The sequence below is a fragment of the Acidobacteriota bacterium genome (assembly GCA_016184105.1).
Lineage (GTDB): Bacteria > Acidobacteriota > Vicinamibacteria > Vicinamibacterales > 2-12-FULL-66-21 > JACPDI01.
Genome location: JACPDI010000021.1, coordinates 106,671 through 130,223, shown reverse-complemented (window position 1 = coordinate 130,223; position 23,553 = coordinate 106,671). Strand labels below are relative to the sequence as shown.

The window sequence follows — 23,553 nt, the reverse complement described above, 5'->3', positions numbered from 1 at the left end:
GGCTGCACGCGCTGCACATGGTCGTCGGCATCGCGATCATGCTGGTCATCCTCCGGATGGCGTGGCGCGGAACGTTCACGCCGGAGTACTACTCCCCGGTCGAGGTGTCCGGCCTCTACTGGCACTTCGTCGACATCGTCTGGATCTTCCTGTTCCCGCTGCTCTATCTGCTCGGAAGGCACTGATGTCAGGTCATATCGTCTCGCCGCGGCTGTACTACGTCATCTTCATCACGCTCATGGTCCTCACGGGCGTGACGGTCTGGGTGGCGTTCCTCGACCTGAAGTTCATGAACACGATCGTCGCCCTGACGATCGCGGTCACCAAGGCCACGCTGGTCGTGCTGTTTTTCATGCACGTGAAGTACAGCGAGTAGAAGATCTCCACGTTCCGCGGGTTGGCCTGGCCGTGCCAGACGAACCCGTGCCCCGGGATCAGGTGGTCCTTGAACTTGTCGGCATACTCGACGGCCTTGACGCCAAGGAACGTCGCGCCGAGGAGAATCGTCAGGATCAGGAAGACGATCTGGCCACGCCGGCTGCCCGTCTGCGCCGCGTGTACCGCCAGCGCCATGGTGAGCGAGCTGAAAATCAGGACGGCCGTGTTGAACCCGCCGAGCGCGATGCTGAGGTGATGGCTCCCCTCCGCGAACGCGAGCGGATACCACGTCCGGTACACGATGTAGGCCATGAACAGGCCGCCGAAGAACATGATCTCGGTGACCAGGAACACCCACATCCCGAGCGTGGAGGCTTCCGCCTGCTGCTCCAGGCTGTCGAAGTGATGCTGCAGCCGGGGATGGTGCGCGGGCGCAGCCGCGTGCGCCTGCGCGTGGGCCTCGCCCGGATAGGCGGCGGCGCGTGTCTCAGACAACTTTCAGCCTCCCCTCGGTGTACGCGTAAGCGCCCTCGGTGACCACCGGGGTTTCATCGAAATTCGCCGTGGGCGGCGGCGAGGGGATCGTCCATTCGAGCCCCTTCGCCCCCCACGGGTTCGGCCCGGCGTCCCTGCCGTACTTGAGCGCCCAGGCGAAATACACCATCGGGATCATGTAACCCGCCCCGAGGATCGTCGCGCCGGCCGTCGAGAGCACGTTCCACACCTGGTACTCATCCACGTACGAGTAGTAGCGCCGCGGCATGCCCTGGTAGCCGACGATGAACTGCGGGAAGAAGGTCAGGTTGAAGCCGACAAACGTCACCAGGGCCGCAAAGCGCGCCCAGCTCTCCGGATACATCTTCCCGAACATCTTCGGGAACCAGTAGTGCAGCCCGCCCAGGTACGCCAGCGTCGTCCCCCCGACCATGATGTAGTGGAAGTGCGCGACGACGAAGTACGTGTCGTGGACGTGGACGTCCACCGCGAGCGTGGCGAGGAAGAGCCCGGTCAGCCCGCCGATCGCGAAGAGACCGATGAAGCCGAACGCGTAGAGCATCGGCGCATCCCAGGAGATCGACCCCTTGTAGAGCGTCGCGGTCCAGTTGAAGACCTTCACGGCGGACGGGATCGCGACGAAGAAGCTGAGGATCGAGAACACCATCCCGGCGTACACCGACTGGCTGCTGACGAACAGGTGGTGCCCCCAGACGAGGAAGCCGACGATCGCGATCGCCAGCGACGAGAACGCCACGAACGAGTAGCCGAAGATGTTCTTCCGCGCGAAGGCGGCGATCAGCTCGGACATGACCGCCATGCCGGGCAGGACCATGATGTAGACGGCCGGGTGCGAGTAGAACCAGAACAGGTGCTGGAAGAGCACCGGATCGCCGCCGCGGCGCGGGTCGAAGAACCCGAACCCGAACGCGCGATCCACGAACGCCATGACGAGCGTGATGGCGACGACCGGCGTGCCGAGCACCATGATGAGCGACGTCGCGTAGTGCGACCAGACGAACAGCGGCAGCCGGAACCAGGTCATCCCCGGCGCGCGCATCCGGTGGACCGTGACGATGAAGTTGAAGCCGGTCAGGATCGAGGAAAACCCGGTGATGAACACGCCGAGCGCGGCGGTGAGCACGTTGCTCTGCGAGGAGACGGTGCTGTAGGGCGGGTAGAACGTCCAGCCCGTGTCCACGCCCCCCATGACGACGGCGGCGACCGTGAACGCCGCGCCGACGATGTAGACGTACCAGCTCAGGAGATTGATCCGCGGGAACGCCAGGTCCTTCGCCCCGATCATGATCGGGATCAGGAAGTTGCCGAGCACGGCCGGGATCGCGGGGATCAGGAAGAAGAACACCATGATCACGCCGTGGGTCGTGAACAGCCGGTTGTACGTATCGGCCTCGACCATGTCGCCGGCCGGCGTCAGCAGCTCGAGCCGCACGCCGAGCGCGAGCAGCCCGCCGACGAGGAAGAAGAACGTCACGGAGAAGAGGTACAGCAGCGCAATCCGCTTGTGGTCCTTCGTCAGGAGCCACGAGAGGACGCCTTCCTCCGCGTTGATGTAGTTCCGGGGTTCCGCCACTGCTACTGGTTCCATGCCACTTCTCTCCGCCAACCTTCAGGCCGGCGGCTACACGGTCGGTCCGCTCCGCCAACCTTCAGGCCGGCGGCTACACGGTCTATCTCGCCGTCGCTTCGGTCGCCTCGGCGCCGGCCAGCGAGCGGATGTACGCGATGAGCTGCAGGATCTGCTCCTCGCTTGCGATCCCCTGGAACGTCGGCATCAACGGCTGGAAGCCGGCGACCACCTTCGCCTGGGGGTTGAGGATCGACTCGCGGATGTAGTTCTCGTCGGCGACGGCCGTCGATCCGTCCTGGAACTTCACGGTCCTGCCGAAGAGGCTTCTCAGCTGCGGCCCGCGTGCGAGCGAGTCGTCGCGATGACACGTGTGGCACGCGAGGTCGGTGAACAGCTTCTCGCCGGCGGCCGCCGGCGACGCCTCGGCGCCCGTGCCCCCCGCGAGCCAGGCCTGGAAATCGGCGGGCTCCATCACGACAATCGAGCCGATCATGCGGGAGTGGTTCAGCCCGCAGTATTCAGCGCAGAAGAGGTGATAACGCCCGGCCTTCGTCGACTCAAACCAGAGGTTGGTGATCCTGCCGGGGACGACGTCCATCTTTGCGCGGAACGCCGGGACGAAGAAGCTGTGGATGACGTCCTCGGAGCCGAGGATCAGCTTCACGGGACGGCCCACGGGGACGTGCAGCTCGTTGATCTCGCGGCGGCCGTCCGGGTGCTGCGCCTTCCACATCCACTGCTTGCCGGTGATGTAGATCTCCATCGCGCCGCGCGGCACGCGGTAGATCTGGAAGTACACGCTGGCGCCCCAGAAGAACATCACCATCGTGATGCCGAGCGGGATGACCGTCCACAGCAGCTCGAGCGAGTGCGAGCCCGTGATGCCGGCGCCCACCTCGTCGGCGTGGCGGCGGCGGTACCTCACGGCGAAGAACGCGACCAGCGCTGCGATGAGAATCGTGAAGAACGCGGTGACCGCGATCAGGAAGAAGTACAGGGCGTCGACGTCGCCGGCGTATGTCGAGGCCGCGGTCGGAAACAGGCTGTTAAACATTCCGGGGTACGCTCCTGCGCTCCCTGCGCAGCATCAGCAGGATGAAGGTGCCGAGCGCGGCGACCGTCAGGACGCCGGCGACGCGGATCGAGTTGATCGCGACCGCGCCGTAGCGTCCCGCCATCGGGTCGTACTGGAAGCAGAGCAGCATCACCTGGTCCGCCAGGTTGCCGATGCGGTTCTGCGACGCCTCGACGAGGCCGAGCCGCACGTCACGCACGCCGTACTCGATGCCGTAGAAGTAGCGCGACACGACCCCGCCAGGCGTCAGCACGACGATGCCCGCCCCGTGCGCCCACTGCCGGGACACGTCGTCCCAGCGGTAGCGGAAGCCGACGGTGCTGGTGAGCGCGGCGATCGATTCCTGCGAGCCCGTCAGGAAGTGCCAGCCCTCGTCCGCGCCCTGGCGGCCGTACTTCGACACGTAGGCGAGCTTCTTCGTGCGCGCCAGCGGGGTCCCTTCCCTGGGATCGAAGCTCACCGCCACGACGTCGAAATCGCGCCCCGCGTCGAGGCTCATGACGTTCAGCGTCTGGGTCAGGCCGTTGAGGATCTGGTTGCAGAGCATCGGGCACTCGTAATACACGAGCGCGAGGATTACGGGCCGCTTGCCGAAGTACTCTCCGAGCGCGACGTCGCGGCCGTGTTCGTCCCGGAACCGCAGGTCGAGCGGCACCTGCGCCTCGAGCCGCTGGTCGATGCCCACTCCCTGCGTGACCTGCCGCGGCGGCGGATCCTGCTTCTGGCGGACCCACTGCGCCGAAACGGGTGCGGCGATGACCAGAGCGGCCGCGACGGTGAACAACAGCTGCTTCATGACGGCGCTCACTGTCTTCGGCCCGAACTCGTGTCCATCCTCGACGCCCTTCGTCCCGGCGTCTCCTTCGGCGCCGCCGTGCCCGCGCGTGCGGGCAGCGTGCCGACGACCGCCTGCTTCGCGGCGTCGATATTCCTGAGCGTCGGCTCGTCCTCCGCGAGCGCGCGCCGGAGCGCGCCGGGCTCGTCGGTGAGCAGGCGCGGCTCGGGCGGCGGCGTGCCCGAGGGGACCGCGAGCGGCGAGACGGCGGGATCCGCCGCCACGGCCTGCCGCGAGTACATGTTGATCAGCAACAGGAGCCCAAGGCAGACGACGGCGCCGAACGTGAAGAGCACGACGATGAAGGTGCCGATCGCGCGGATGTTGACGTCGCTCTCCTCGTGCGCGGCGACGTGCCCGTCCTCTTCGTGCAGGTGCCCCGGGTGGCTCTGCACCGACCTGGGCTGCGCCGCGTCCGGCACGTCCGGCCGCGTCGGCTCGAGCGGGTGTGTCTGGCTGCCGCCGTGATCAATGTCCGCCATGGACCGCCATCGCCTCCGCGAAGAACGGGTCGTGCACCGGCAGCGCGGGGCGCTTCCGCAAACGGCCCACGAACACGAACAGCCACAGGCCGAACAGGCCGGCCGGCAGCGCGACATCCATCCAGTGCAGCGACAGCCCCGGCACCCCCGGCTTGATCAGCCAGAGCAGGTCCACGAAGCGCATCGCCAGCACCACGAGCGCGACGTTGCGCAGCAGCCGCGGGTTGCGCTTCAGATCCCGGGACAGCAGCAGCAGGAAGGGCGCCGCGAACTGCACGAACACCAGCGCCACCGCGACGAAGCCCCACACGCCGTGCAGGCGCTCCAGATACCAAGGGATCTCCTCGGGCAGGTTGCCGGACCAGATAATCAGGAACTGCGAGAACGAGAAGTACGCCCACAGCATCGTGAACGCGAACATCAGCTTGCCGATGTCGTGGAAGTGCAACGGCTTCAGCACGCCGGCCAGCGGCGTCAGGTTGCGCACCGAGGCGAGCACGATGATGACGAACGCCAGCGCCGAGAGGCCCTGCCCCCCCATGAACAGGATGCCGAAGATCGTCGAGAACCAGTGCGGGTCGAGCGACATGACCCAGTCGATCGACGCGAAGGTAATCGTCATGCCGTAGAGCAGGAGCCCCGGGGCGCTCAGGAGACGGAACTTGCGCTCGGCGCCGACCGGGCCCGGTCCCGCCGTGTCCTGCTCGCGGGACCAGCGGGCCATCGTGAGGGCGAGCGCGCTCCACGCGACGAAGTAGAACGCCGCGCGGCCAAGAAAGAACGGGACGTTCAAGTACGCCGCCTTCGCCTGGAGGATCGCGTCGCCGGCGACCACCTCGGGACGCGCCCACGGGTACAGCGGCTTCAGCCCGAAGAGCGCGATCGGGATGAAGTAGAGCACCAGCAGCGGAAGGGTTCCCGCCGCCGCCTCGAGCGGGCGTCGCGCGATCATGCCCCACCCGCCGCCGGTGAGGTGGTGAATCATCGCGATCGCCAGCGAGCCGAGCGCGACCCCGAGGCACGCCATGAAGCCAACGAGGTACGAGCGGAAGAAGTGCTCGGGCGATACGCCGAGCAGCAGGCCGGCGGCGCCCAACACGAGTCCCGCGCCGCCAACGAACAGGCCGGCGCGCTGCGCGCCCGCCATGGCGTCGGAAGGAAGCAGAGCGGGCGCAGGGGTACGATGGTCCATCATGATCTCAGTGGCGCTCCTGCGGCGCCGCGGGCGCCTGCGCGGAGGCTGGCGGCGCCTGCCCGGCGCCCTGGAGCGCGCGAACGTAGGCCGCAATCGCCCAGCGGTCGGCCGCGGGCACCTGCGCGCGGTAATCCGGCATCTGGCCGAACCCGTTCGTGATCACGTCGAACAGGTGTCCGGCCGGCGCGTCTCTCAGCCGCTGATCGTGCAGCGACGGCGGCTGGCGGTAGCCGCGGCGCACGACCATGCCGCGCCCGGTGCCCGCTCGGTCGTGGCACGGCGCGCAGAAGATGTCGTAGCGTTCCTGCCCGCGGTCCACCATCTCGCGCGTGACCGCGTAGGGGAACTCGTTCGACAGCGCCCCTCCGCTCTTGCCTGTCGTGAACAGCTCGTCCTCGTTGAGTTGCCCGCGCGCGACGGTGCCTTCAACCGGCGGACGCGCCGACTGGCCGTCGGTGAACAACGCCGCCGGCTCCAGCGGCTCGTACTTCGGCTGGTCGTGCATGTCCTGCCGGCACGCGACGAGCGACGCGGCCGCCAGGAGGCAACACAGCAGTGAAAAAGGGGTCGGGCGCCTTTTTTCACGGGGCGTCGGGAGGACAAAGGCTCCCGACCCCCTTTTCTCAGTGTGCAAGCTCGGTCACCTCGCGCGCGTGCAGATCGTCGAACAGCTTCCTCGTCTGCATCCGGTCGAACTTCGGATCCGTCGCCTCCACCACCAGGAAGAACCGGTCGCGGGTCGCGGCGCTGAAACGCGGCGCGTTGAACACGGGGTGATACGGCATCGGCAGCCCGTTGAGCGCCAGCATGCCGAATACCGCCGCGAAGGCCGCACAGAGGATCGTCGTCTCGAAGGCCACCGGGATGAACGACGGCCACGAGGCGTGCGGCCGGCCGCCAATATTCAGCGGGTACGCCACCGCCGACACCCAGTACTCGAGGCCGAGCCCCGCCACCATGCCCGCCAGGCCGCCCACCAGCACGAACATCGGCAGGCGCCGATCGCGGAAGCCGATGGCGTCGGCCAGCTCCTCGATGGGGAACGGGGAGAACGCGTCGATGCGGCGGTAGCCCGCGTCGCGCACTTTCGTGGCGGCGGTCACGAGCGCCTGGGGCGTCTCGAACTCCGCGAGCAGGCCGTAGATCGGCGGGACGCGGGAGGTCTCAGCCATGAGCCTCCTCCTTCACCTTGGCTTCGGGCAGCAGCGTCCGCATCTCGAAGATCGAAATCATCGGCAGCACGCGCACGAACAGGAACATCAGCGTGATGAACAGGCCGATCGTGCCGAAGAAGGTCGCGAAGTCCCACCGCGTGGGGTAGTACATGTCCCACGACGAGGGGAGGAAGTCCCGATGCAGGCTCGTGACGATGATGACGAACCGCTCGAGCCACATGCCCACGCCCACGACGAGCGACACGATGAAGAGGATCGCCGTGTTCGTCCGGAACCGCTTGACCCACATCAGCTGCGGCACGAGGCCGTTGCAGAAGATCAGCATCCAGTACGACCACCAGTACGGACCCGTCATGCGGTTCTCGATCATGTAGGCCTCGAACTGGTTCGCGCTGTACCAGGCGAAGAACGCCTCCATCGCGTAGCCGTACACCACGATCAGGCCGGTGACCAGCATCACCTTCGCCATGTTGTCGAGGTGCCGGTCGGTGATGAAGTCGTGCAGCGAGAACATCGCGCGAAGCGGGATCGCGAGCGTCAGCACCATCGCGAAGCCGGCGTAAATGGCCCCCGCCACGAAATAGGGGGGGAAGATCGTCGCGTGCCAGCCGGGCAGGATACCCACCGCGAAGTCGAAGCTCACGACCGAGTGCACCGACAGGACCAGCGGCGTGGAGAGGCCCGCGAGCAGCAGGTACGCCGTCTCGTAGCGGTACCAGTGCTGCGCCGATCCGCGCCAGCCCAGCGCGAAGACCCCGTACATGGTCCGGGCCACCCGGTTCTCCGCGCGATCGCGCAGCGTCGCCAGGTCCGGAATCAGCCCCGTGTACCAGAAGAGCAGGGAGACGGTGCCGTAGGTGGAGACCGCGAACACGTCCCAGATCAGCGGGCTCCTGAACTGCGGCCACATGTTCATCGTGTTCGGGTACGGGAACAGCCAGTAGGCCGCGAGCCACGGCCGGCCGGTGTGCACGAGCGGGTACAGCGCCGCGCACGCCACGGCGAACAGCGTCATCGCCTCGGCGAAGCGATTGATCGACGTCCGCCAGCTCTGGCGGAACAGCAGCAGGATCGCCGAAATCAGCGTCCCCGCGTGGCCGATGCCGATCCACCAGACGAAGTTGATGATGTCGAACGCCCACCCCACCGGCTGGTTGTTGCCCCAGATGGCGATGCCCGTGAAGAGCAGCTTGGTGAGCGACGCGAACAGCATCAGCGTCATCAGGAAGCCGATGCCCGCCACGACGAACCACACGACCGGCGTGTGCTTCGTCAGGACGATCGCGGCGATCTTGTCCGTGATCGTCCCGAAGCTGTGGCCAGGCTGGATGACCGGAGGGATCCGGTACGCCGCCGCGTCCGCGACCTCGCTAGGAGTGTGATCGTTCGCCATGCTGCTCCGCCGGCTCGATTTCCGGGTTCGGATTGCGGATCGCCGCGAGATACGTCGTGCGGGGCCGCGTGTTCAGCTCCTCGAGCAGCCCGTAGTTGCGCTGCCGCATCTTCAGCTCGGTCACCTTGCTCTTCGGATCGTTGATGTCCCCGAACACGATCGCCTGCGACGGGCACGTCGCCTGGCAGGCGGTCACCACGTCGCCGTCCTGGATGCCGCGATCGTCCTTCTTCGCCTCGATGCGCGCCTGGCTGATGCGCTGCACGCAGTACGTGCACTTCTCCATCACGCCGCGGCTGCGGATCGTCACGTCGGGATTGCGCACCCCCTGCAGCGAGGGGGTGTTCCAGTCCTGGTACAGCGTGAAGTTGAACCGCCGCACCTTGTAGGGGCAGTTGTTCGAGCAGTACCGCGTCCCCACGCACCGGTTGTAGACCATGTCGTTCAGGCCTTCCGAGCTGTGCGTCGTCGCGGCCACGGGGCAGACCACCTCGCACGGCGCGTTCTCGCAGTGCATGCAGGGCACGGGCATGAAATGGCCCTCGGGATTGTCCGGCTGCCCCGCGTGGTACATGTCCACGCGCAGCCAGTGCATCTCGCGGCTGGCGAGCACCTGCTCCTTGCCGACGACCGGAATGTTGTTCTCCGACTGGCAGGCGACGATGCACGCGTTGCAGCCCGTGCAGGCGGAGACGTCGATCGCCATCCCCCACTTGTGGCCCGTGTACTCGTGCTCGGGATACAGCGTGAGCGTCTTCGGCGGCTTGTGCCCCATGTGCTGCACGATCCCGGGCTCGTGCTCGTACTGCTCGGCCGTCACGGACCGCACGATGTCGCGGTGCTCCATGAGGAAGTGTTGCTGCGTGGTGGCGAGCGGATACGTCGTGCCGGTGCGCACGACCTCCACGCCGCCGGCAAACGAGAGCGCCTCGGAGGTGCGCAGCGGGTAGGCGTCGAAACCGATGTTCGCGCCCACGCGGCCCGCGTGCCGCCGGCCGTAGCCGTAGTGCACGGCGATCGCGTCCGCCGGCTGTCCCGGCACGATCACCGCCGGCATCCGGATGCTGCGCCCGCCCGAGCGGAGCTCGATCATCTCGCCGCGCGAGATGCCGAACCGCTCGGCGGTTGCCGGCGCGATGTGCGCCGCGGTGTCCCACGTGAGCTTCGTGACCGGCTTCGGCAGCTCCTGCAGCCATCCGTTGTTGGCGTAGCGCCCGTCCCACACCGTGGGATCGGGCCGGAACGTGACCTCGATGCCGCGCGTGCGGGCGGGCGGGCTGCCCGAGGCCGCCGCGTTGGCGGTGACCTGCGCCGGCGTCGATGCCGTGGCGGCAACGAATCCATCGTGCAGCGCGCGCCTCCACGCGGCATTGCCGCCGACCTGCCGGGAGCCCGGCCCGATCGTCCAGTAGTCCTTCACGATCGTGTGCGCCGTCCGATCGGCGCGGTCGGTCAGCAGCGCGAGCACTTCCGCGGCGGTGCGCCCGCCGTAAAGGGGGGCGATCAGCGGCTGGACGATCGAGACCGTGCCGTCGTACGCGCGCACGTCCCCCCACGATTCGAGGTAGTGCGCCTCGGGGATGTTCCAGTGCGCAAGCGAAGCGGTCTCGTTGAGGTCGGGCCCCAGATACACGACGAGCTGCGCGCGCGTGAGCTTCTCCGCGAACTTGAGGTCGGCGGGCGCCGTGAACACGGGGTTGCCCCCGAGAATCACGACGACCTGCGCCGCGCCATTTTCCAGGTCGGCGGCCAGTTCCGCGAGCGACGCCGCCTGGTTGGTCGGGCGCGCCTCAATCGGACCGACATACGTGACGGTATTGCCGACCGCGCCGATCGCGGCGTTGATGGCGTGCGCCAGGACGTGGACCGCGGGCGGCTGGTGGTCCCCCGCGACGACGAGCGCGCGGCCGTTGTGCGCGCGCAGATCCTTCGCCACGGCGACAACCCACTTGCCGGCGCCCTCGGACATGCCGGTCGTGTCCCCATCGGAGCCGTGCACGCCGAGCGCGGCGGCCATGAGGCGCGCGAACGCCTCGACCAGCGAGGGCTTGACCGGCAGGCGGTGATCCGCCTTGAGACCGGTGCTCGTGACAGAGCTCTCGACGGCGTACAGCCGGTTCATCGGACCGGATTCGATCCGCCGGCGGTTCGCGAAGTCGTGCGCGTAGCGCACCGCCCCCGGCCCGCAGCTCAGGAAATCCGCGTCGAGCGAGAGAATCACGTCCGCCTTGTCGAAGTGATAGACGGCGTCAACGTAGCGCCCGAACGCCTGGCGCAGCCCTTCGCGCTCGCCGTCGCGCCCGGCAGGCTCCCACTGGTGCCACTTCGCCTGCGGCAGCGCCTGGAGCAGGCCGGTCAACAGATCGCCGGTGCTGGGGGACGTGATGGTCTCGGTCAGGATTCGCAGGCCAGAACCACCCTGCGCGCGCTGGAGCGTGAGCGCGTTGCGCACGCCGGTCATCAGCTCGCCCCAGGTCCTCACCTCGCCGCGGTAGGTAATCGTCTTGGCGCGATCCGGGTCGTAGAGCGACAGCACCGACGCCTGGGCGAACACATCCGCCGCGCCCATGCTCGCGGGATGCTCGGGGTTGCCTTCAATCTTCGTCGGGCGCCCCTCGTGACTTTCCACGAGCAGCGGCAGCCCGTAGCCGCCGAAGGGCATCGCCGTCGCGTAGAACAGCGGCTTGCCGGGAACGATTTCCTCCGGCTGCCGGACGTAGGGGACGATCGTCTCGGACGGCTGCCGCGTGCAGGCGCCCACACCGGCGAGCGCGAGAGACGCGCTCATCAGCTTCAGGAACTGGCGCCGTCCCTTCGGGTCGGTGAACGTCGACGCGTTCTCGGGGAACTCGCGGTGCAGAAGCTCCTGGAACTCCGGCGTATCGGCAAGCTCCTCGAGGCTGCGCCAGTAGGTGCGGCCCTGGGCGGGAAATTCCATAGACATCAGCGGTGACACGTCGAGCAGGAAATGAGCTGTTCCACCGGTGCGACCTTGTGCGCGTTCATCAGCTCGCGCCCCAGCTCCAGCTGATTGTCGGGCGCCTGGTAGGCCATGTTGAAGACCTGGTCGCGCGGCCGGAGGAACTTTTCCGGCGCGTTATGACAGTCCAGGCACCACTGCATGGTCAGCGGCGCCTGCTGGAACATGAGGGGCATCCGGTCCACCGGCCCGTGACAGGTGGCGCAGCCCACTCCCTTGGCCACGTGGATCGAGTGGTTGAAGTACACGAAATCGGGCAAGTCGTTCACCCGCGTCCATTTGAGGGGCTGGCCGTCGCGGAAGCTCGCGCGTACGGGCTCGAGGAAGGGGGCCTGCGAGAAGATCTGCGAGTGGCAGTTCATGCAGGTCTTCGTCGGAGGGATGCCGGCAAAAGCCGCCTCCTCGACCGACGTGTGGCAGTAGCGGCAATCGATGCCCATCCCGCCGACGTGGTGCGCGTGAGAGAACTGGATGGGCTGCTCCCGGATCTCACCCTGACGCGTGACATACGCCGAGCGCGCGAGAACCATGGCAACCGAGATTGTCAGCGCGATGAGAAGGAGGATGGCGATGAGGCTGAAACGGGAGAGCCAGTTGGCGCTGCGATGGAAGATCTGACTCATCGGAAGATAGCTATCGCTCAGGCTGTCGCTCAGGAGAACGCGGCTTCTCCGGACGATCCGGTCAATAATGTGAAAAATTTCACAACCTGTCAACCGGCCCGCGAGCGGGTCAAGAGTTCACTACTGTATTTCAAAAAGGGCGACCCGTCGAAGCCCGACCGCCCGATCCATGTAGAATCGGCCGCAGATCGAATGCAAGCCATCGAAATCCGGCGCGTGACCAAGCGTTTCAATGGCGTCACGGCCGTCGACGACGTGTCGCTGTCGGTGCCGCGCGGATGCATCTATGGCTTCATCGGGCCGAACGGGTCGGGCAAGACGACCACGATTCGGATGATCCTGAGCATCCTGCTCCCGGACGCCGGCGAGATCGAGGTGCTCGGCAGCCGGGACACCCACGCGGCGCGGGATCGGGTCGGCTACCTGCCGGAAGAGCGCGGCCTCTATAAGAGGATGACGCCCCGCAGGCTGCTGCGGTACTTCGGCCGGCTCAAGGGAGCGTCACAGGCGTCGGTCGATGCGGCGGCGAGCGACTGGTTGACGCGATTCGAACTGGCCGGTTACGCGGACCGGAAGATCGAGGCGCTCTCGAAGGGCATGGCGCAGAAGCTCCAGTTCATCGCGGCCGTCGTGGCCTCACCCGAGCTGCTGATCCTGGACGAGCCGTTCTCCGGGCTGGATCCGGTCAACGCCGACGTGCTGCGCGATGCGGTGCTCGAGATGAAGCGCCGCGGGGCCACCGTGGTCTTCAGCACCCACGACATGGCGACGGCCGAGAGGATGTGCGACCGCATCTTCATGATCTTCCGGGGGCGGGCGGTGCTCGACGGCACGCTGCGCGACATCCAGGATCGGTACGGCGCCGATACCGTCCGCGTGCGCGTGGACGGTGGCGTGGCCACGCTGTCGCGTTTCTCGGAGATCGAGGCCATGAACGACCACGGGCAGCTGCAGGAGATCCGGCTGCGCGGCGACGCGCAGCAATTCCTGGCGAAGCTCGTCCCGCAGGCGCGCGTGCACCATTTCGAGGTCACGCGTCCGTCGCTGCACGACATCTTCGTGCGAATCGCGCGTCCCGCCGACGCGGGCGGCAGCCGTGCCGAAGCGGCGGACCGTGAGCGCGCCGCGAAGGCGGGAGATGTCTAGAATCCTCATCGTCGCCACCTTCGAGTTCATGGCGCTGGTCCGCACGAAGGCGTTCCTCATCGGCGTCCTGCTGATGCCGGTCTTCATGATGGGGACGATCGTGTTTCAGCGCGTCACCGAGAAGCGCCTGGACAGCACGACGCGGACCTTTGCCGTGGTCGATCACACCGGCGGCGTGTACCCCGTGCTGGCCGCCGCGGTCGAACAGTGGAACGCGCAGGCGATCGGGCCGGACGGCGCGCCGCGCGCGCCGAAGTTTGTCGCGCGCGAGGTGGATCCCGCCGCGCGTCCCATCGACGAGCTGAGGCTGCAGCTCTCCGACCAGGTTCGCCGGAAGGAGCTGTTCGCCTTCGTCGAGGTTCCGCGTGAGGCGCTCGATCCCGCCCGGCAGCCGGCGGCCGGGGTGCAGTACCACTCCGACCACCCGTCCTACGAGACGCTGCCGCGGTTTCTGGACGCGGCCATCGGGCGGACGGTCCTCGCGATCCGGTTCCGCGCCGCCGCACTCGATCCGCGCGAGATCGACAGGCTGGCGCGGGCGCCGCGCCTTGAAAACCTCGGTCTGTTCGACCGCGACGCGTCCGGGCGCCTGACATCCGCCGAGCAGCTCGATCGGGTCCGCTCGATCGCGGTCCCCGCGGTGTTCATGGCGCTGATGTTCCTCGTGGTGATGACCAGCTCGCCGCAGCTCCTCAACAGCGTCATGGAAGAGAAGATGTCGCGCATCAGCGAGGTCCTGGTGTCCTCGATCACGCCGTTCCAGCTGATGATGGGGAAGCTGCTCGGCAGCGCCGCCGTGTCGATCGTGCTCGCGGTGGTGTACCTGCTGGGCGCGTACCGCGCGGCCGCGTACTGGGGGTACGCCGACGCGCTGACGCCGCCGATGGTGGGCTGGTTCATGCTGTTCCTGGTGTGCGCCGTCCTGCTCTTCGGGTCGATCTTCGTGTCGATTGGCGCCGCCTGCAGCGATTTCAAGGACGCGCAGAGCATGATGACGCCGGCGATGCTGATCGTCATGCTGCCGATCTTCGTCTGGACCGCCGTGCTGCGGGCGCCGGACAGCGCGCTGGCGGTCGGCATGTCGCTCTTCCCGCCGGCGACGCCGTTCCTGATGCTGCTCCGTCTCGCGCTGCGCCCGTCGCCGCCGTTGTGGCAGGTGCTTCTCTCCGTCGTCCTGGTGCTGCTGACGGTGGTGGCCGCGGTCTGGGCGGCGGGCAAGATCTTCCGCACGGGGATCCTGATGCACGGCAAGTCGGCGACGCTCGGCGAAATGCTCCGCTGGGTCAGGGCCAGCTGAGGTGAATTTCCTCCGACGGAAAGCCTGACGTGGACACGCTGTCGCACGCCGCGTGGGGCGTTGCCACGCTCAGGAGCGCACGGAAGGAGACGCCGGCCGGTGGGAGCCAGAGGCGCGTCCACTGGTGGGCCGCCGCGCTGGCGGGGGCCGCGCCCGACCTGCTGTTCTTCGTTCCGTCGCGGATCGAGTGGTGGCTCGCGCGCGGGACGCTCGACTTTCCTTTCAGCGCAGAGCCCGGGATCTGGCGCGAAGGCGGACCGCCGCTCCCGCCGGACCTCGTCATGGCGTACGGCCGCTACTACGTGAAGACGCACAGCCTCGTGCTGCTCGCCGTCGTGTGCCTCGCTCTGTGGGCGACCGGGCGCAAGCGATGGTTGTGGCTCGCGGCGCCGTACGCGCTGCACATCCTCATGGACATGCCGACCCACGAGCGGTACCGCACGCAGCCGCTGTGGCCGCTGTCATCGTGGCAGATTCACGGGCTCACGTGGGGCGACCCGCGAATCTTCTTTCCGCACCTCGCCATCCTGATCGGCGTGTACGTGTGGCTCCGGAAGACAGAACGGATATGACGCGGCGATTGATGGTCGTCTCTCTTGTGACGGCGGTCGCGCTCGCGGCCGCCGCGTCCAGCCCGGCGCAGGAGGTCGGCTACCGCGTGACCTTTCCCGCGCCGGAACACCGGTGGATGCAGGTCGAGGTGACGTTTACGGCGGTTCGCGCGCCGCTCGCGCTGCGCATGAGCCGGTCGTCCCCGGGCCGCTATGCGTTGCACGAGTTCGCGAAGAACGTGCACGACCTGCGCGCCTTCGACGCCACCGGCCGCGAGATCGCGGTGTCGCGTTCCGATCCGTACGGCTGGGAGGTGCCCGCCGCGCCGGACGTGGTGCGGGTCGCGTACAAGGTTTACGGCGAGCAGGTCGACGGAACGTATCTGGCGATTGACACGACGCACGCCCACATGAACATGCCGGCGGCCTTCGTCTGGGCGAGAGGGCTGGCGGACCGTCCGATCCGGATCACGTTCGCGCCGCCGGCCGGGGCGCGGTGGAAGGTGGCGACGCAGCTGTTTGCCACGAACGATCCGTGGACGTTCACGGCGCCGAACCTCCAGTACTTCATGGACAGCCCAACGGAATTGGGCCCGGTCTGGGAGCTCCGCTTCACGGTGCCGCAACCCGGCGGGACGGGCAACGCGTCGTTTCGGATTGCGCTGCATCACGCCGGCGACGAGGCGGGCGCGCGCGAGTACGCCAGCGGCGTTCGCAGGATCGCCGCCGAAGAGGCCGCCGTCTTCGGCGAGTTTCCTGAGTACGAGCCCGGCGCGTACACGTTCCTCGCCGACTATCTTCCGTACGCCACCGGCGACGGGATGGAGCACCGGAACAGCACGGTGCTGACTGGCCGGGCGGACCTCGCGGATCCGCGCGCGCGCCGCGGCGCGCTCTCGACCGTCGCGCACGAGCTGTTCCACGCCTGGAACGTGGAGCGCATCCGCCCCGCCTCGCTGGAGCCGTTCGACTTCGAGCGGGCGAACATGTCAGGCGAGCTGTGGCTCGCCGAAGGCGTGACGAGCTACTACGGCGCGCTCGTCATGCAGCGTGCCGGCCTCCAGCCGCTCGACGAGACCGCGCGCGATCTTGGCGCGCTCGTCGATGCGGTCGTCAACACGCCGGCGCGCCGGGTGCGGTCGGTGGTGGAGGCGAGCCGCATGGCGCCGTTCGTCGATGCCGCCCGGCCGGTCGATCCGACGAACTTCGAGATCACGCACCTGTCGTATTACACCTGGGGCGCCGGCCTGGGTCTCGCCCTGGATCTGGCGCTGCGCGACCGCAGCAACGGCCGCGTGAGCCTCGATGACTTCATGCGCGCGATGTGGCGGGCGCACGGCAAGCCCGGCGGATCTGCGCCTGGACACGTCGCCCGCCCGTACACCCTGGACGACGTGCGCGATCGCCTCGCGGAGGTGAGCGGCGACCGCGCGTTTGCCGGCGAGTTCGTGTCGCGATTCGTCGAAGGGCGCGAGGCCCCGGACTACGCCCGCCTGCTGTCGCGCGCGGGATTCGTCGTTCGCCGCGAGCGTCCCGGCGGCGCGTGGATCGGCGACGTATCGTTCGACTCCCAGGCGCAGGGGGTGCGGCTCGCGCGGCTCACCGCGCCCGGAACCCCGGCCTACCACGCGGGTCTCGACCGCGATGACGTGATTGTCGCGATCGACGGCCAGCGGGTCTCGACCGCCGCGGACCTCGCCGCCGCGCTCGGCGCCAGGAAACCCGGCGACGTGGTGGCGATTCGGTTCTTGCGTCGCGGCGATCCGGTCACCGCGGAGCTGACGCTTGCCGAAGATCCCGCGCTGGAAGTGGTGACCGTCGAATCGACCGGCGCGCGGCTCAGCGCGGAGCAGCGGAACTTCCGCGCGGCGTGGCTGTCGCCGAAGGCTGCGCATTAGCGTCCGGCTGCGGCTGGCGCTCGCAGTGCTCGACACGCTCGCGACAGACATCGCGAAAGCCCGGCGCCTGAGTGCGGTCGTCGAGGCACGAGCGCCGCGTGTGGCGTGTCTGGCGATGATCAGGTCTACGTGTGAAAGCAGCGGCCATGAGCCCCGTCTGAATCCAGCAGTTCGAGACATCCGTCCAATATAATTGGGAATTCAGCGACTCGAAATGATTGGCACCGTCGTTCAGCATTACCGGATCACGTCGCGCCTCGGCGGAGGCGGTATGGGCGACGTGTATCTCGCCGAGGACCTGCGGCTCCGGCGCGAGGTGGCGCTGAAGTTCCTGTCCGCTGCGCTCCGGTCCGACCCGGAGAGCCAGAAGCGGCTGTTGAACGAGGCCCGCGCGGCCTCCGCCCTGCGGTCCCCGTACATCGCGGTGACGTACGACATCGGCGAGCACGACGGGCGCGCCTTCATCGCCATGGAGTTCGTGCAGGGCGACGTGCTCTCCGACCGCGTCCGGTCGGGGGCGCTGCCCGTTGATGAAGCGGTGCGCATCGGCATGCAGGTGGCCGAGGCGCTCGACGAGGCCCACGCGCACGGGATTATCCACCGCGACATCAAGACGTCGAACCTGATGCTGACCGAGCGCGGGCTCGTCAAGGTGCTCGACTTTGGTCTCGCGCACGTGATGCAGGCCGGCGAGGACCAGACCTACGTGCGCCTCACGCTGCCGGGCGTCGTCCTCGGCACGATCAGCTACATGGCGCCGGAACAGGCGCTGGGGCAGGCCATCGACGGCCGCGCGGATCTGTTCTCGCTGGGCGTGGTCCTCTATGAGCTGCTGACCGGTGAATTGCCGTTCGGCGGGCTGACGCAGGGAGAGATCATCGAGCAGATCCTTCACGTGAGCCCTCCCGCGCCATCCGATCGGCGGCCGGGCATCAGTCCCGCCATGGACGCGGTCGTGCTGCGGGCGCTCGCGAAAGACCGGTCGCAGCGGTTCCAGAGCGCGACCGAGCTCCGCGACGCGCTGGAGCGGGCGCTCAACGGGGACGCGCCGGGGCCGTCGACGGCCGCGCGCATGCCGCGGAGTTCGCAGCGGGTCGTCGTCGGGGAGTGCTGCTCGGTGGCGGTCATGACCTTTGCGAACATCAGCCGCGAGCCATCGGACGACTGGATCGGGTCAGGCATCGCCGAGACCGTCACCTCGGACCTGAAGAACGTCCACGGCGTCAGCGTCATCAGCCGCGCGCGCCTCTACGACGCCATCAAGCACCTGAGCGGCGCCGAGAACGGGCGCATCGACGACCACGTGGCCGTGGACGTCGGCCGCAGGCTCGGCGCCACGTGGATCATCACCGGCGGCTACCAGCGGTTCGGGCCGGCGCTGCGCATCACGGCGCAGTTCATCGACGCGCGCACCGGCTCGCTCGAGAAGACCGTGAAGCTCGACGGGAAGGTCGAGGACATCTTCGCGCTGCAGGACCGCATCGTCTTCGAGCTGCTGCAGGGGATCAACCTGCAGCTGGGCTCGGGCGAGATCGAGGACATCGAAGAAACGGAGACGCGATCCTTCGCCGCGTATGAGGCGTACTCGCGCGGGCTGATGAACCTGCGCCTGGCATCGCGCGAGTCGATGGATCGGGCCATCACGCTCTTCGAGCGTGCGACGACGCTGGACCCGGGATACGCCGAGGCGTGGGCGGCGCTCGGAGCGGCGTACGGCTACAAGGGCCAGTTCATGACCGTGCCCGAACTGGTGGAGCGCGCGATCGAGTTCGAGCGGCGCGCGCTCGCGCTGGACGCGGCCAACGCGCGGGCCCACGCGTGGCTCGGACACGCGTACCTGAACCAGGGGCGGTACGAGGAGGCGCTCGCGTCGATCCGGCAGGCGGTGCGGCTCGAGCCGGACAACGCGGCCGCGCGCGCGTCGCTCGCCCGGGCATATTGGATCGGAAAAGGACAGATCGACGAGGCGATCGGCGAATTCCGCAAGGTGCTGTCGCTGAACCCCGAGGGGGGCTACGCCTACCTGCAGCTCGCGCTGCTGCTGTCGCTGCGCGGACGGTACGATGAGGCGGAGCAGGTCGCGGCGACCGCCGTCGATCTGCAGGAGCGGTTCATTTCGGGCAGCGAGGGCATGCAGATCATCGGCGCGCACTCGCGCCTGGGATACGTGCGCTACCTGCAGGGACGTTACGACGAGGCGATCGCCGAGTACGAGCGCGAGATGGCGTTTATCAGCTCCGGCGATCACGCGCTTCGCGAGCGCTCCACGATCGAAGTCGCGCAGAAGCTCGGCGCCGCGTGGCTGCGCAAGGGTGAGAGCGAACGCGCGCACCGCTACCTCTCCATGGCCGCGAAGGCGTTCGAGGATCGCGTGGCGAAGGGCGCCGACGACCCCTACACTCGGTACTACATGGCGGACCTCGAGGCGCTTTGCGGGAACACGGACCGCGCCATCGCGCACCTCGAGCGGTCGTTCGCCGTTCTGCCGGCGATCAGCGCCGTGCGTGCGCGCGTCGATCCGGACCTCGACAACCTGCGCTCCGACCAACGCTTCATCGCGCTGCTCGGCTCAGCCGCCGCGGCGCCCGCCCAGGCGTGAGCGAGTCAGGCTGTTCATGACCGCGGCAGGGGCGCGATTATAGAGGCGGTATCATGGAGACACAAGGCTCACGGGGGCACGAGGGACAAGGAAGGTGGACGATGGCGAAAGATCCGGTGTGCGGGATGACGGTGGACGAGAAGACGGCGCCCGCCAAGAGTGACTACAAGGGGCAGACCTATTACTTCTGCATGCAGGGCTGCAAGAGGAAGTTTGACGCAGATCCCGAGCACTACCTGAGCAAGAAGGGTTGAGATGCTGCTCGCATGTGTCCTCTCGCTGGCGATCCAGGCGCAGCCGCTGACGGTGGATTCGCCCGCGCTGCGCATCAGCTACGACGAGTTCAGGAAGCTGTACGACGCGGGCCAGGTCATCGTCCTCGACACGCGCGGTGAGCAGTCGTACCTCGCAGGTCACATCGCTGGCGCCCGCTGGCTGCCGCTCGACCGCGTCGAGGCGGCCATCCCCGAACTGCGGAAGGAAAAGCAGGCGCTCGTCACCTACTGCAGTTGACCCAGCGAGCACACGAGCGCCGGTGCGGCGCTCACGATGCGGAACGCCGGCGTCCCGAATGTTCGCGCGTTGATTGGTGGCTACGACAAGTGGCTGACGAGCGGAGGGGAGGTCGTTACGGGAGGCAAACCTTGAATTTGGTGATTTGGTAATTTGCCGATCACCAGATCACCAAATTCAACGATCTACGCGATCCCCTTCTTGAACGCCGCAAGCTCCGCCGCGGTCACCGTGACCGTCACGAGCGCCGCGTTCGGGCCCCCGTTGGCGTTTCTGTCCGGACCCACTCCTCGCGCGCCTCCCGAGGCCGACACCTGCGCGGACTGGCCCTCCGGCGCGACAGCGCGTTTCAGGCTGCCCAACCCGAAGCCCTTCTTCCTGGGCTGCTCCTGGGCCGCCTTGGTTTCGCCCTTGGGGGTCTCACCAGATTTCGACGACGAGCCGCCGGCGAGACCTGCCGCCCCTTCGCCGGCCTGCGGCACTTCCGTCAGGTCGATGGGCTGGTACTTGACGTGAGACGTATAGCGTGCCGCCACCAGCGCGGCACTGCCCTTCAGCGACGCGGCGTCCTTTCTGATTTTCTCGATGCGGTCCTGTGTTTCCGGGTGTGACGCGAACAGGCCGTTCCGCTCTTTCTGTCCCTTGTTCCGCCCGGCGAGCGTCGCGAGGAAGTCGGCGAGTCCCGCCGGCGCGTAGCCGGCCTTTGCCGCGAGCGCGACCCCTTTCTTGTCGGCCTCCCCTTCGTCGCCGCGATCGAAGCTGTTTTCGATCACCATCTCGTACACCTTGCCTGCCATCGCCTTGACGAGCAGGCCCTTGTTGCCGCCCGCCTCGTCGGCGCCGATCTGCACCGCCTTGCTCTTCCGAATCGCGTTGATGGTGTGCTTCTCGGTGACGTGGGTGATCTCGTGCCCGAGCACGCCGGCCAGCTGCGCCTCGTTCGCGATCAGCGCGAGCGCCCCTTTCGTGACGTGGATGAAGCCGCCAGGCGAGGCGAACGCGTTCACGCCGTCGGTGTCGAGCACGATGAACGTCCAGGGCAGGCTCGCGCGGGTGCTTTCCTGCGCGAGCAGCATCCCGACGCTCGTCACGTACTTGTGGATCTCCTTATCCTGCACGACGCCGAACCGCGCGCGGAGGCGCGCGCTCACCTCGGCGCCGATCTGGTGCTCCTCGCTGTCGGTGATCTGCAGGTCCTGGACCTGCTGCGCGCGTTTGAGCCCCTTGTTCAGCGCACCGAACTGCGCGTAGGCGGGCGACGCGATCGCCACGATTGCCGCTGCCACGACCACTGTCCTCATACTGGTGCCTCGCTCCTTGCCACCACTTCGAAAATCGGGACTGCCCTGGTCTTTCCCTTGACCACGACGTCCCCCAGGGGACGGAAGGTGTAACCGCCTTTGAGCCGGGATCGGGTCGCCTCGCTGATGATAATCCGGGTGCCGTAGTTCTTGTTGAGCGACTCGAGCCGGGAGCCGAGATTCACCGCGTCGCCGATCGCCGTGTAGCTCATGATCGCTTCCGAGCCGATGTTGCCCGCGATCATCGGTCCGGTGTTGATGCCGATGCCGATGTCGAGCGCAGGGCGCCCCTCTGTCTGCCACTCGGCGTTGAGCCGCTGCAGCTCCTCGATCATCTCGAGGGCGGCTTCGACGGCGTGGTCCGCGTGGTCCGGGTCGTCGAGCGGCGCGCCGAAGAGCGCCATCACCATGTCGCCGACGAACTTGTCGAGCGTGCCCCCGTGCTTGAAGACGATGTCGACCATCCGCGTGAAGTACGCGTTCAGCACGGCGACGACGTCTTCGGGCTCGCCCGACTCGGACACGGTGGTGAAGCCGCGGATATCCGAGAAGAGCACGGTCATCTCCCGCCGCTGTCCCCCGAGGCGCGCGAGGCCCGGGTTCGCCACGAGCTGATCGTAGATGTCCTTCGACACGTAGCGGCCGAAGAGCCGTTTCACCTGCCGCTTCTCGCGTCCCTCGACGAAGTACTGATAGCTGACGCCGCCGAACAGCGCGAGCGACATGACCAGTACGGGCTGCGACAGATTGATCCACAACCCGTTGCCGAACGCGATCGTCGCGATCCACGCGAGCGCCGCCGCGAGGGCGATCGTCGCGGCGGTCGCATACCAGGCCGGCACGAGCGTGGCGATGGCGCCGACCGAGAGCGCGCACAGCAGCACGATGAACAGGCGCACGCCGGTCCCGGCGGGCCGCATGAAGCGGTTCGACAGGATGTCGTCGGCGACGGCCGCATGGATCTGGATGCCGGGCATCCTGCCGCGCGCGAATGGAGTTTCGAAGGCGTCGAACAGGCTGGCGGCGTTGACGCCGACGAAGACGATCTTGTCCCGGAACACGGAAGGATCGACGTTCGGCTTCACGCCCGCCAGGATCTGCTCGTTCGAGTAGATCAGGTCGAAGAACGAGTAGTGAGGATAGGGGCGGGTCTTCAGGTCCTCGAGCCACTGCCCCCGGAAGTCGATCAGCGCCCAGACGTGTTCCTGCGTCCCCTGGCTCGTGTCGAGACGGCGCAGGGAAACGGGCATCGCGCGGTCTCCCAGCGTCAGCGCTTCGCGATCGAGCCGGACCTGGGATGGCGCAACACCGGCGGCGCGCAGCGCGGCCGCGGCGCCGAGCAGCGGGAGATAGCGTCCTTCCGAGCGCACGAATGGAATCGTGTGCCGCAGCGGGCCGTCGGCGTCGAGCACGAACAGGTTGTGCCCCAGCGCGGCGGCCGCCCGCGCCAGATCGCCAAACGGCGTGAAGATCACGTGGCGGTCGTAGACACGTCCGCCCAGTCGATATCCCGCATCCGGCGGAGGCGGCGCGTCCCCCTTCCTGCCCTCGAAGGTGGCGTCGGCCAGGAGGATCACGTTGCCGGCGTCCCTGACGGCATCCACGAGCGCCTTGTCCGACTGCTCGCCGGTCCACTCCTCGCCGCCGAACTCGAAACGGCGGTTGTCCGCGCCGGCGAAGTTGATGTCGTAGGCGATCGCGCGCGGCTTGCCGTGCCGCAGGTAGTCGATCAGGAACGAATGCACGAGGCGCGGCCACGGCCAGCGGCCGACGTTGGTCTCGAGGTTGCGGAGGCTGTACTCGTCGATCTCGACGAGCGCGATGTCCTTGCGCGCGGTCTCGGGGCGCGCGGTCTGACGCATTCGCCAGTCGTACGTCTTCAGCTCGACCGCATCGAGCGGAGTCAGTCCCGCGCCGCCGGCCATGGCGGAGAACAGCGCGTTCAGCGCCAGGACGAGCGCGGCGCCCGCCAGACCGATTGCCAGACCTGCGGCTGCTTTCTTCATAATGGATTTCCGCGCGCGCC

21 protein-coding genes and 1 pseudogene are annotated in these 23,553 nt (G+C 67.6%); 9 read left to right on the top strand and 13 right to left on the bottom strand.

Going from position 1 to position 23,553, the window contains the following annotated elements; genetic code table 11:
* A partial coding sequence (locus HYU53_08095) for a cytochrome c oxidase subunit 3 (GenBank protein ID MBI2221156.1) occupies nucleotides 1-185 on the top strand: 185 nt, incomplete at its 5' end.
* A complete protein-coding gene (locus HYU53_08090) occupies nucleotides 185-376 on the top strand; it encodes a cytochrome C oxidase subunit IV family protein (GenBank protein ID MBI2221155.1) in 192 nt (63 codons plus the stop codon). The genes HYU53_08095 and HYU53_08090, both read left to right, overlap by 1 nt.
* A gap of 50 nt (nucleotides 377-426) precedes the next feature.
* Here the strand turns inward: HYU53_08090 and HYU53_08085 are convergent.
* The 11 genes and pseudogenes from HYU53_08085 to HYU53_08035 form a co-directional block, all read right to left on the bottom strand.
* Nucleotides 427-738, bottom strand: a pseudogene (locus tag HYU53_08085) (cytochrome c oxidase subunit 3).
* 127 nt (nucleotides 739-865) lie between these two features.
* Complete coding sequence (ctaD, locus tag HYU53_08080) at nucleotides 866-2,482, bottom strand: cytochrome c oxidase subunit I (GenBank protein ID MBI2221154.1); 1,617 nt, start codon at nucleotides 2,480-2,482, stop codon at nucleotides 866-868.
* An 82-nt stretch (nucleotides 2,483-2,564) separates the two neighbouring features.
* Nucleotides 2,565-3,518: a cytochrome c oxidase subunit II gene (coxB, locus tag HYU53_08075; GenBank protein ID MBI2221153.1), complete on the bottom strand. Its 954-nt coding sequence runs from the start codon at nucleotides 3,516-3,518 to the stop codon at nucleotides 2,565-2,567.
* A complete protein-coding gene (locus HYU53_08070; protein ID MBI2221152.1) occupies nucleotides 3,511-4,335 on the bottom strand; it encodes an SCO family protein in 825 nt (274 codons plus the stop codon). The genes coxB and HYU53_08070 overlap by 8 nt, the downstream gene beginning before the upstream one ends.
* Nucleotides 4,336-4,343: 8 nt before the next feature.
* Nucleotides 4,344-4,856 carry a hypothetical protein gene (locus HYU53_08065; protein ID MBI2221151.1) on the bottom strand — a complete coding sequence of 171 codons (513 nt, stop codon included), beginning with the start codon at nucleotides 4,854-4,856 and terminating at the stop codon, nucleotides 4,344-4,346.
* Nucleotides 4,843-6,051 carry a hypothetical protein gene (locus tag HYU53_08060; GenBank protein ID MBI2221150.1) on the bottom strand — a complete coding sequence of 403 codons (1,209 nt, stop codon included), beginning with the start codon at nucleotides 6,049-6,051 and terminating at the stop codon, nucleotides 4,843-4,845. The genes HYU53_08065 and HYU53_08060 overlap by 14 nt, the downstream gene beginning before the upstream one ends.
* Nucleotides 6,052-6,055: 4 nt before the next feature.
* The gene (locus tag HYU53_08055; GenBank protein MBI2221149.1) at nucleotides 6,056-6,556 is read right to left on the bottom strand and encodes a cytochrome c; all 501 of its coding nucleotides are present in this window, start codon (nucleotides 6,554-6,556) and stop codon (nucleotides 6,056-6,058) included.
* Between the two features lie 118 nt (nucleotides 6,557-6,674).
* Nucleotides 6,675-7,223 carry a DUF3341 domain-containing protein gene (locus HYU53_08050; protein ID MBI2221148.1) on the bottom strand — a complete coding sequence of 183 codons (549 nt, stop codon included), beginning with the start codon at nucleotides 7,221-7,223 and terminating at the stop codon, nucleotides 6,675-6,677.
* On the bottom strand, nucleotides 7,216-8,619 hold the full coding sequence (gene nrfD / locus HYU53_08045) for a polysulfide reductase NrfD (GenBank protein ID MBI2221147.1): 1,404 nt from the start codon (nucleotides 8,617-8,619) through the stop codon (nucleotides 7,216-7,218). The genes HYU53_08050 and nrfD overlap by 8 nt, the downstream gene beginning before the upstream one ends.
* On the bottom strand, nucleotides 8,597-11,563 hold the full coding sequence (locus HYU53_08040) for a TAT-variant-translocated molybdopterin oxidoreductase (GenBank protein ID MBI2221146.1): 2,967 nt from the start codon (nucleotides 11,561-11,563) through the stop codon (nucleotides 8,597-8,599). Before HYU53_08040 ends, nrfD begins: the two co-directional genes overlap by 23 nt.
* Entirely contained in the window at nucleotides 11,563-12,222 is a 660-nt protein-coding gene (locus HYU53_08035) for an ammonia-forming cytochrome c nitrite reductase subunit c552 (GenBank protein MBI2221145.1), read from the bottom strand. Before HYU53_08035 ends, HYU53_08040 begins: the two co-directional genes overlap by 1 nt.
* Nucleotides 12,223-12,414: 192 nt before the next feature.
* Here HYU53_08035 and HYU53_08030 point away from each other — a divergent pair, with 192 nt between their 5' ends.
* From HYU53_08030 to HYU53_08000, 7 genes are all read left to right on the top strand, one after another.
* Entirely contained in the window at nucleotides 12,415-13,368 is a 954-nt protein-coding gene (locus HYU53_08030; GenBank protein ID MBI2221144.1) for an ATP-binding cassette domain-containing protein, read from the top strand.
* Entirely contained in the window at nucleotides 13,361-14,665 is a 1,305-nt protein-coding gene (locus HYU53_08025; GenBank protein MBI2221143.1) for an ABC transporter permease, read from the top strand. The genes HYU53_08030 and HYU53_08025 overlap by 8 nt, the downstream gene beginning before the upstream one ends.
* Nucleotides 14,666-14,694: 29 nt before the next feature.
* On the top strand, nucleotides 14,695-15,237 hold the full coding sequence (locus HYU53_08020) for a metal-dependent hydrolase (protein ID MBI2221142.1): 543 nt from the start codon (nucleotides 14,695-14,697) through the stop codon (nucleotides 15,235-15,237).
* Nucleotides 15,234-17,114 (top strand): M61 family metallopeptidase, encoded by a 1,881-nt coding sequence (locus HYU53_08015; GenBank protein ID MBI2221141.1) that lies wholly within the window; start codon nucleotides 15,234-15,236, stop codon nucleotides 17,112-17,114. The genes HYU53_08020 and HYU53_08015 overlap by 4 nt, the downstream gene beginning before the upstream one ends.
* Nucleotides 17,115-17,328: 214 nt before the next feature.
* The gene (locus HYU53_08010; protein MBI2221140.1) at nucleotides 17,329-19,713 is read left to right on the top strand and encodes a protein kinase; all 2,385 of its coding nucleotides are present in this window, start codon (nucleotides 17,329-17,331) and stop codon (nucleotides 19,711-19,713) included.
* A gap of 101 nt (nucleotides 19,714-19,814) precedes the next feature.
* Entirely contained in the window at nucleotides 19,815-19,967 is a 153-nt protein-coding gene (locus tag HYU53_08005; GenBank protein MBI2221139.1) for a YHS domain-containing protein, read from the top strand.
* Nucleotide 19,968: 1 nt separating this feature from the next.
* A complete protein-coding gene (locus HYU53_08000; GenBank protein MBI2221138.1) occupies nucleotides 19,969-20,226 on the top strand; it encodes a hypothetical protein in 258 nt (85 codons plus the stop codon).
* 185 nt (nucleotides 20,227-20,411) lie between these two features.
* Here the strand turns inward: HYU53_08000 and HYU53_07995 are convergent, their stop codons facing one another.
* Together HYU53_07995 and HYU53_07990 are read right to left on the bottom strand one after the other, a co-directional pair.
* Nucleotides 20,412-21,527, bottom strand: coding sequence for a M48 family metalloprotease (locus tag HYU53_07995; protein ID MBI2221137.1), 1,116 nt, complete (start codon nucleotides 21,525-21,527; stop codon nucleotides 20,412-20,414).
* Nucleotides 21,524-23,533: an adenylate/guanylate cyclase domain-containing protein gene (locus tag HYU53_07990; protein ID MBI2221136.1), complete on the bottom strand. Its 2,010-nt coding sequence runs from the start codon at nucleotides 23,531-23,533 to the stop codon at nucleotides 21,524-21,526. Before HYU53_07990 ends, HYU53_07995 begins: the two co-directional genes overlap by 4 nt.
* Nucleotides 23,534-23,553 lie beyond the last annotated feature (20 nt).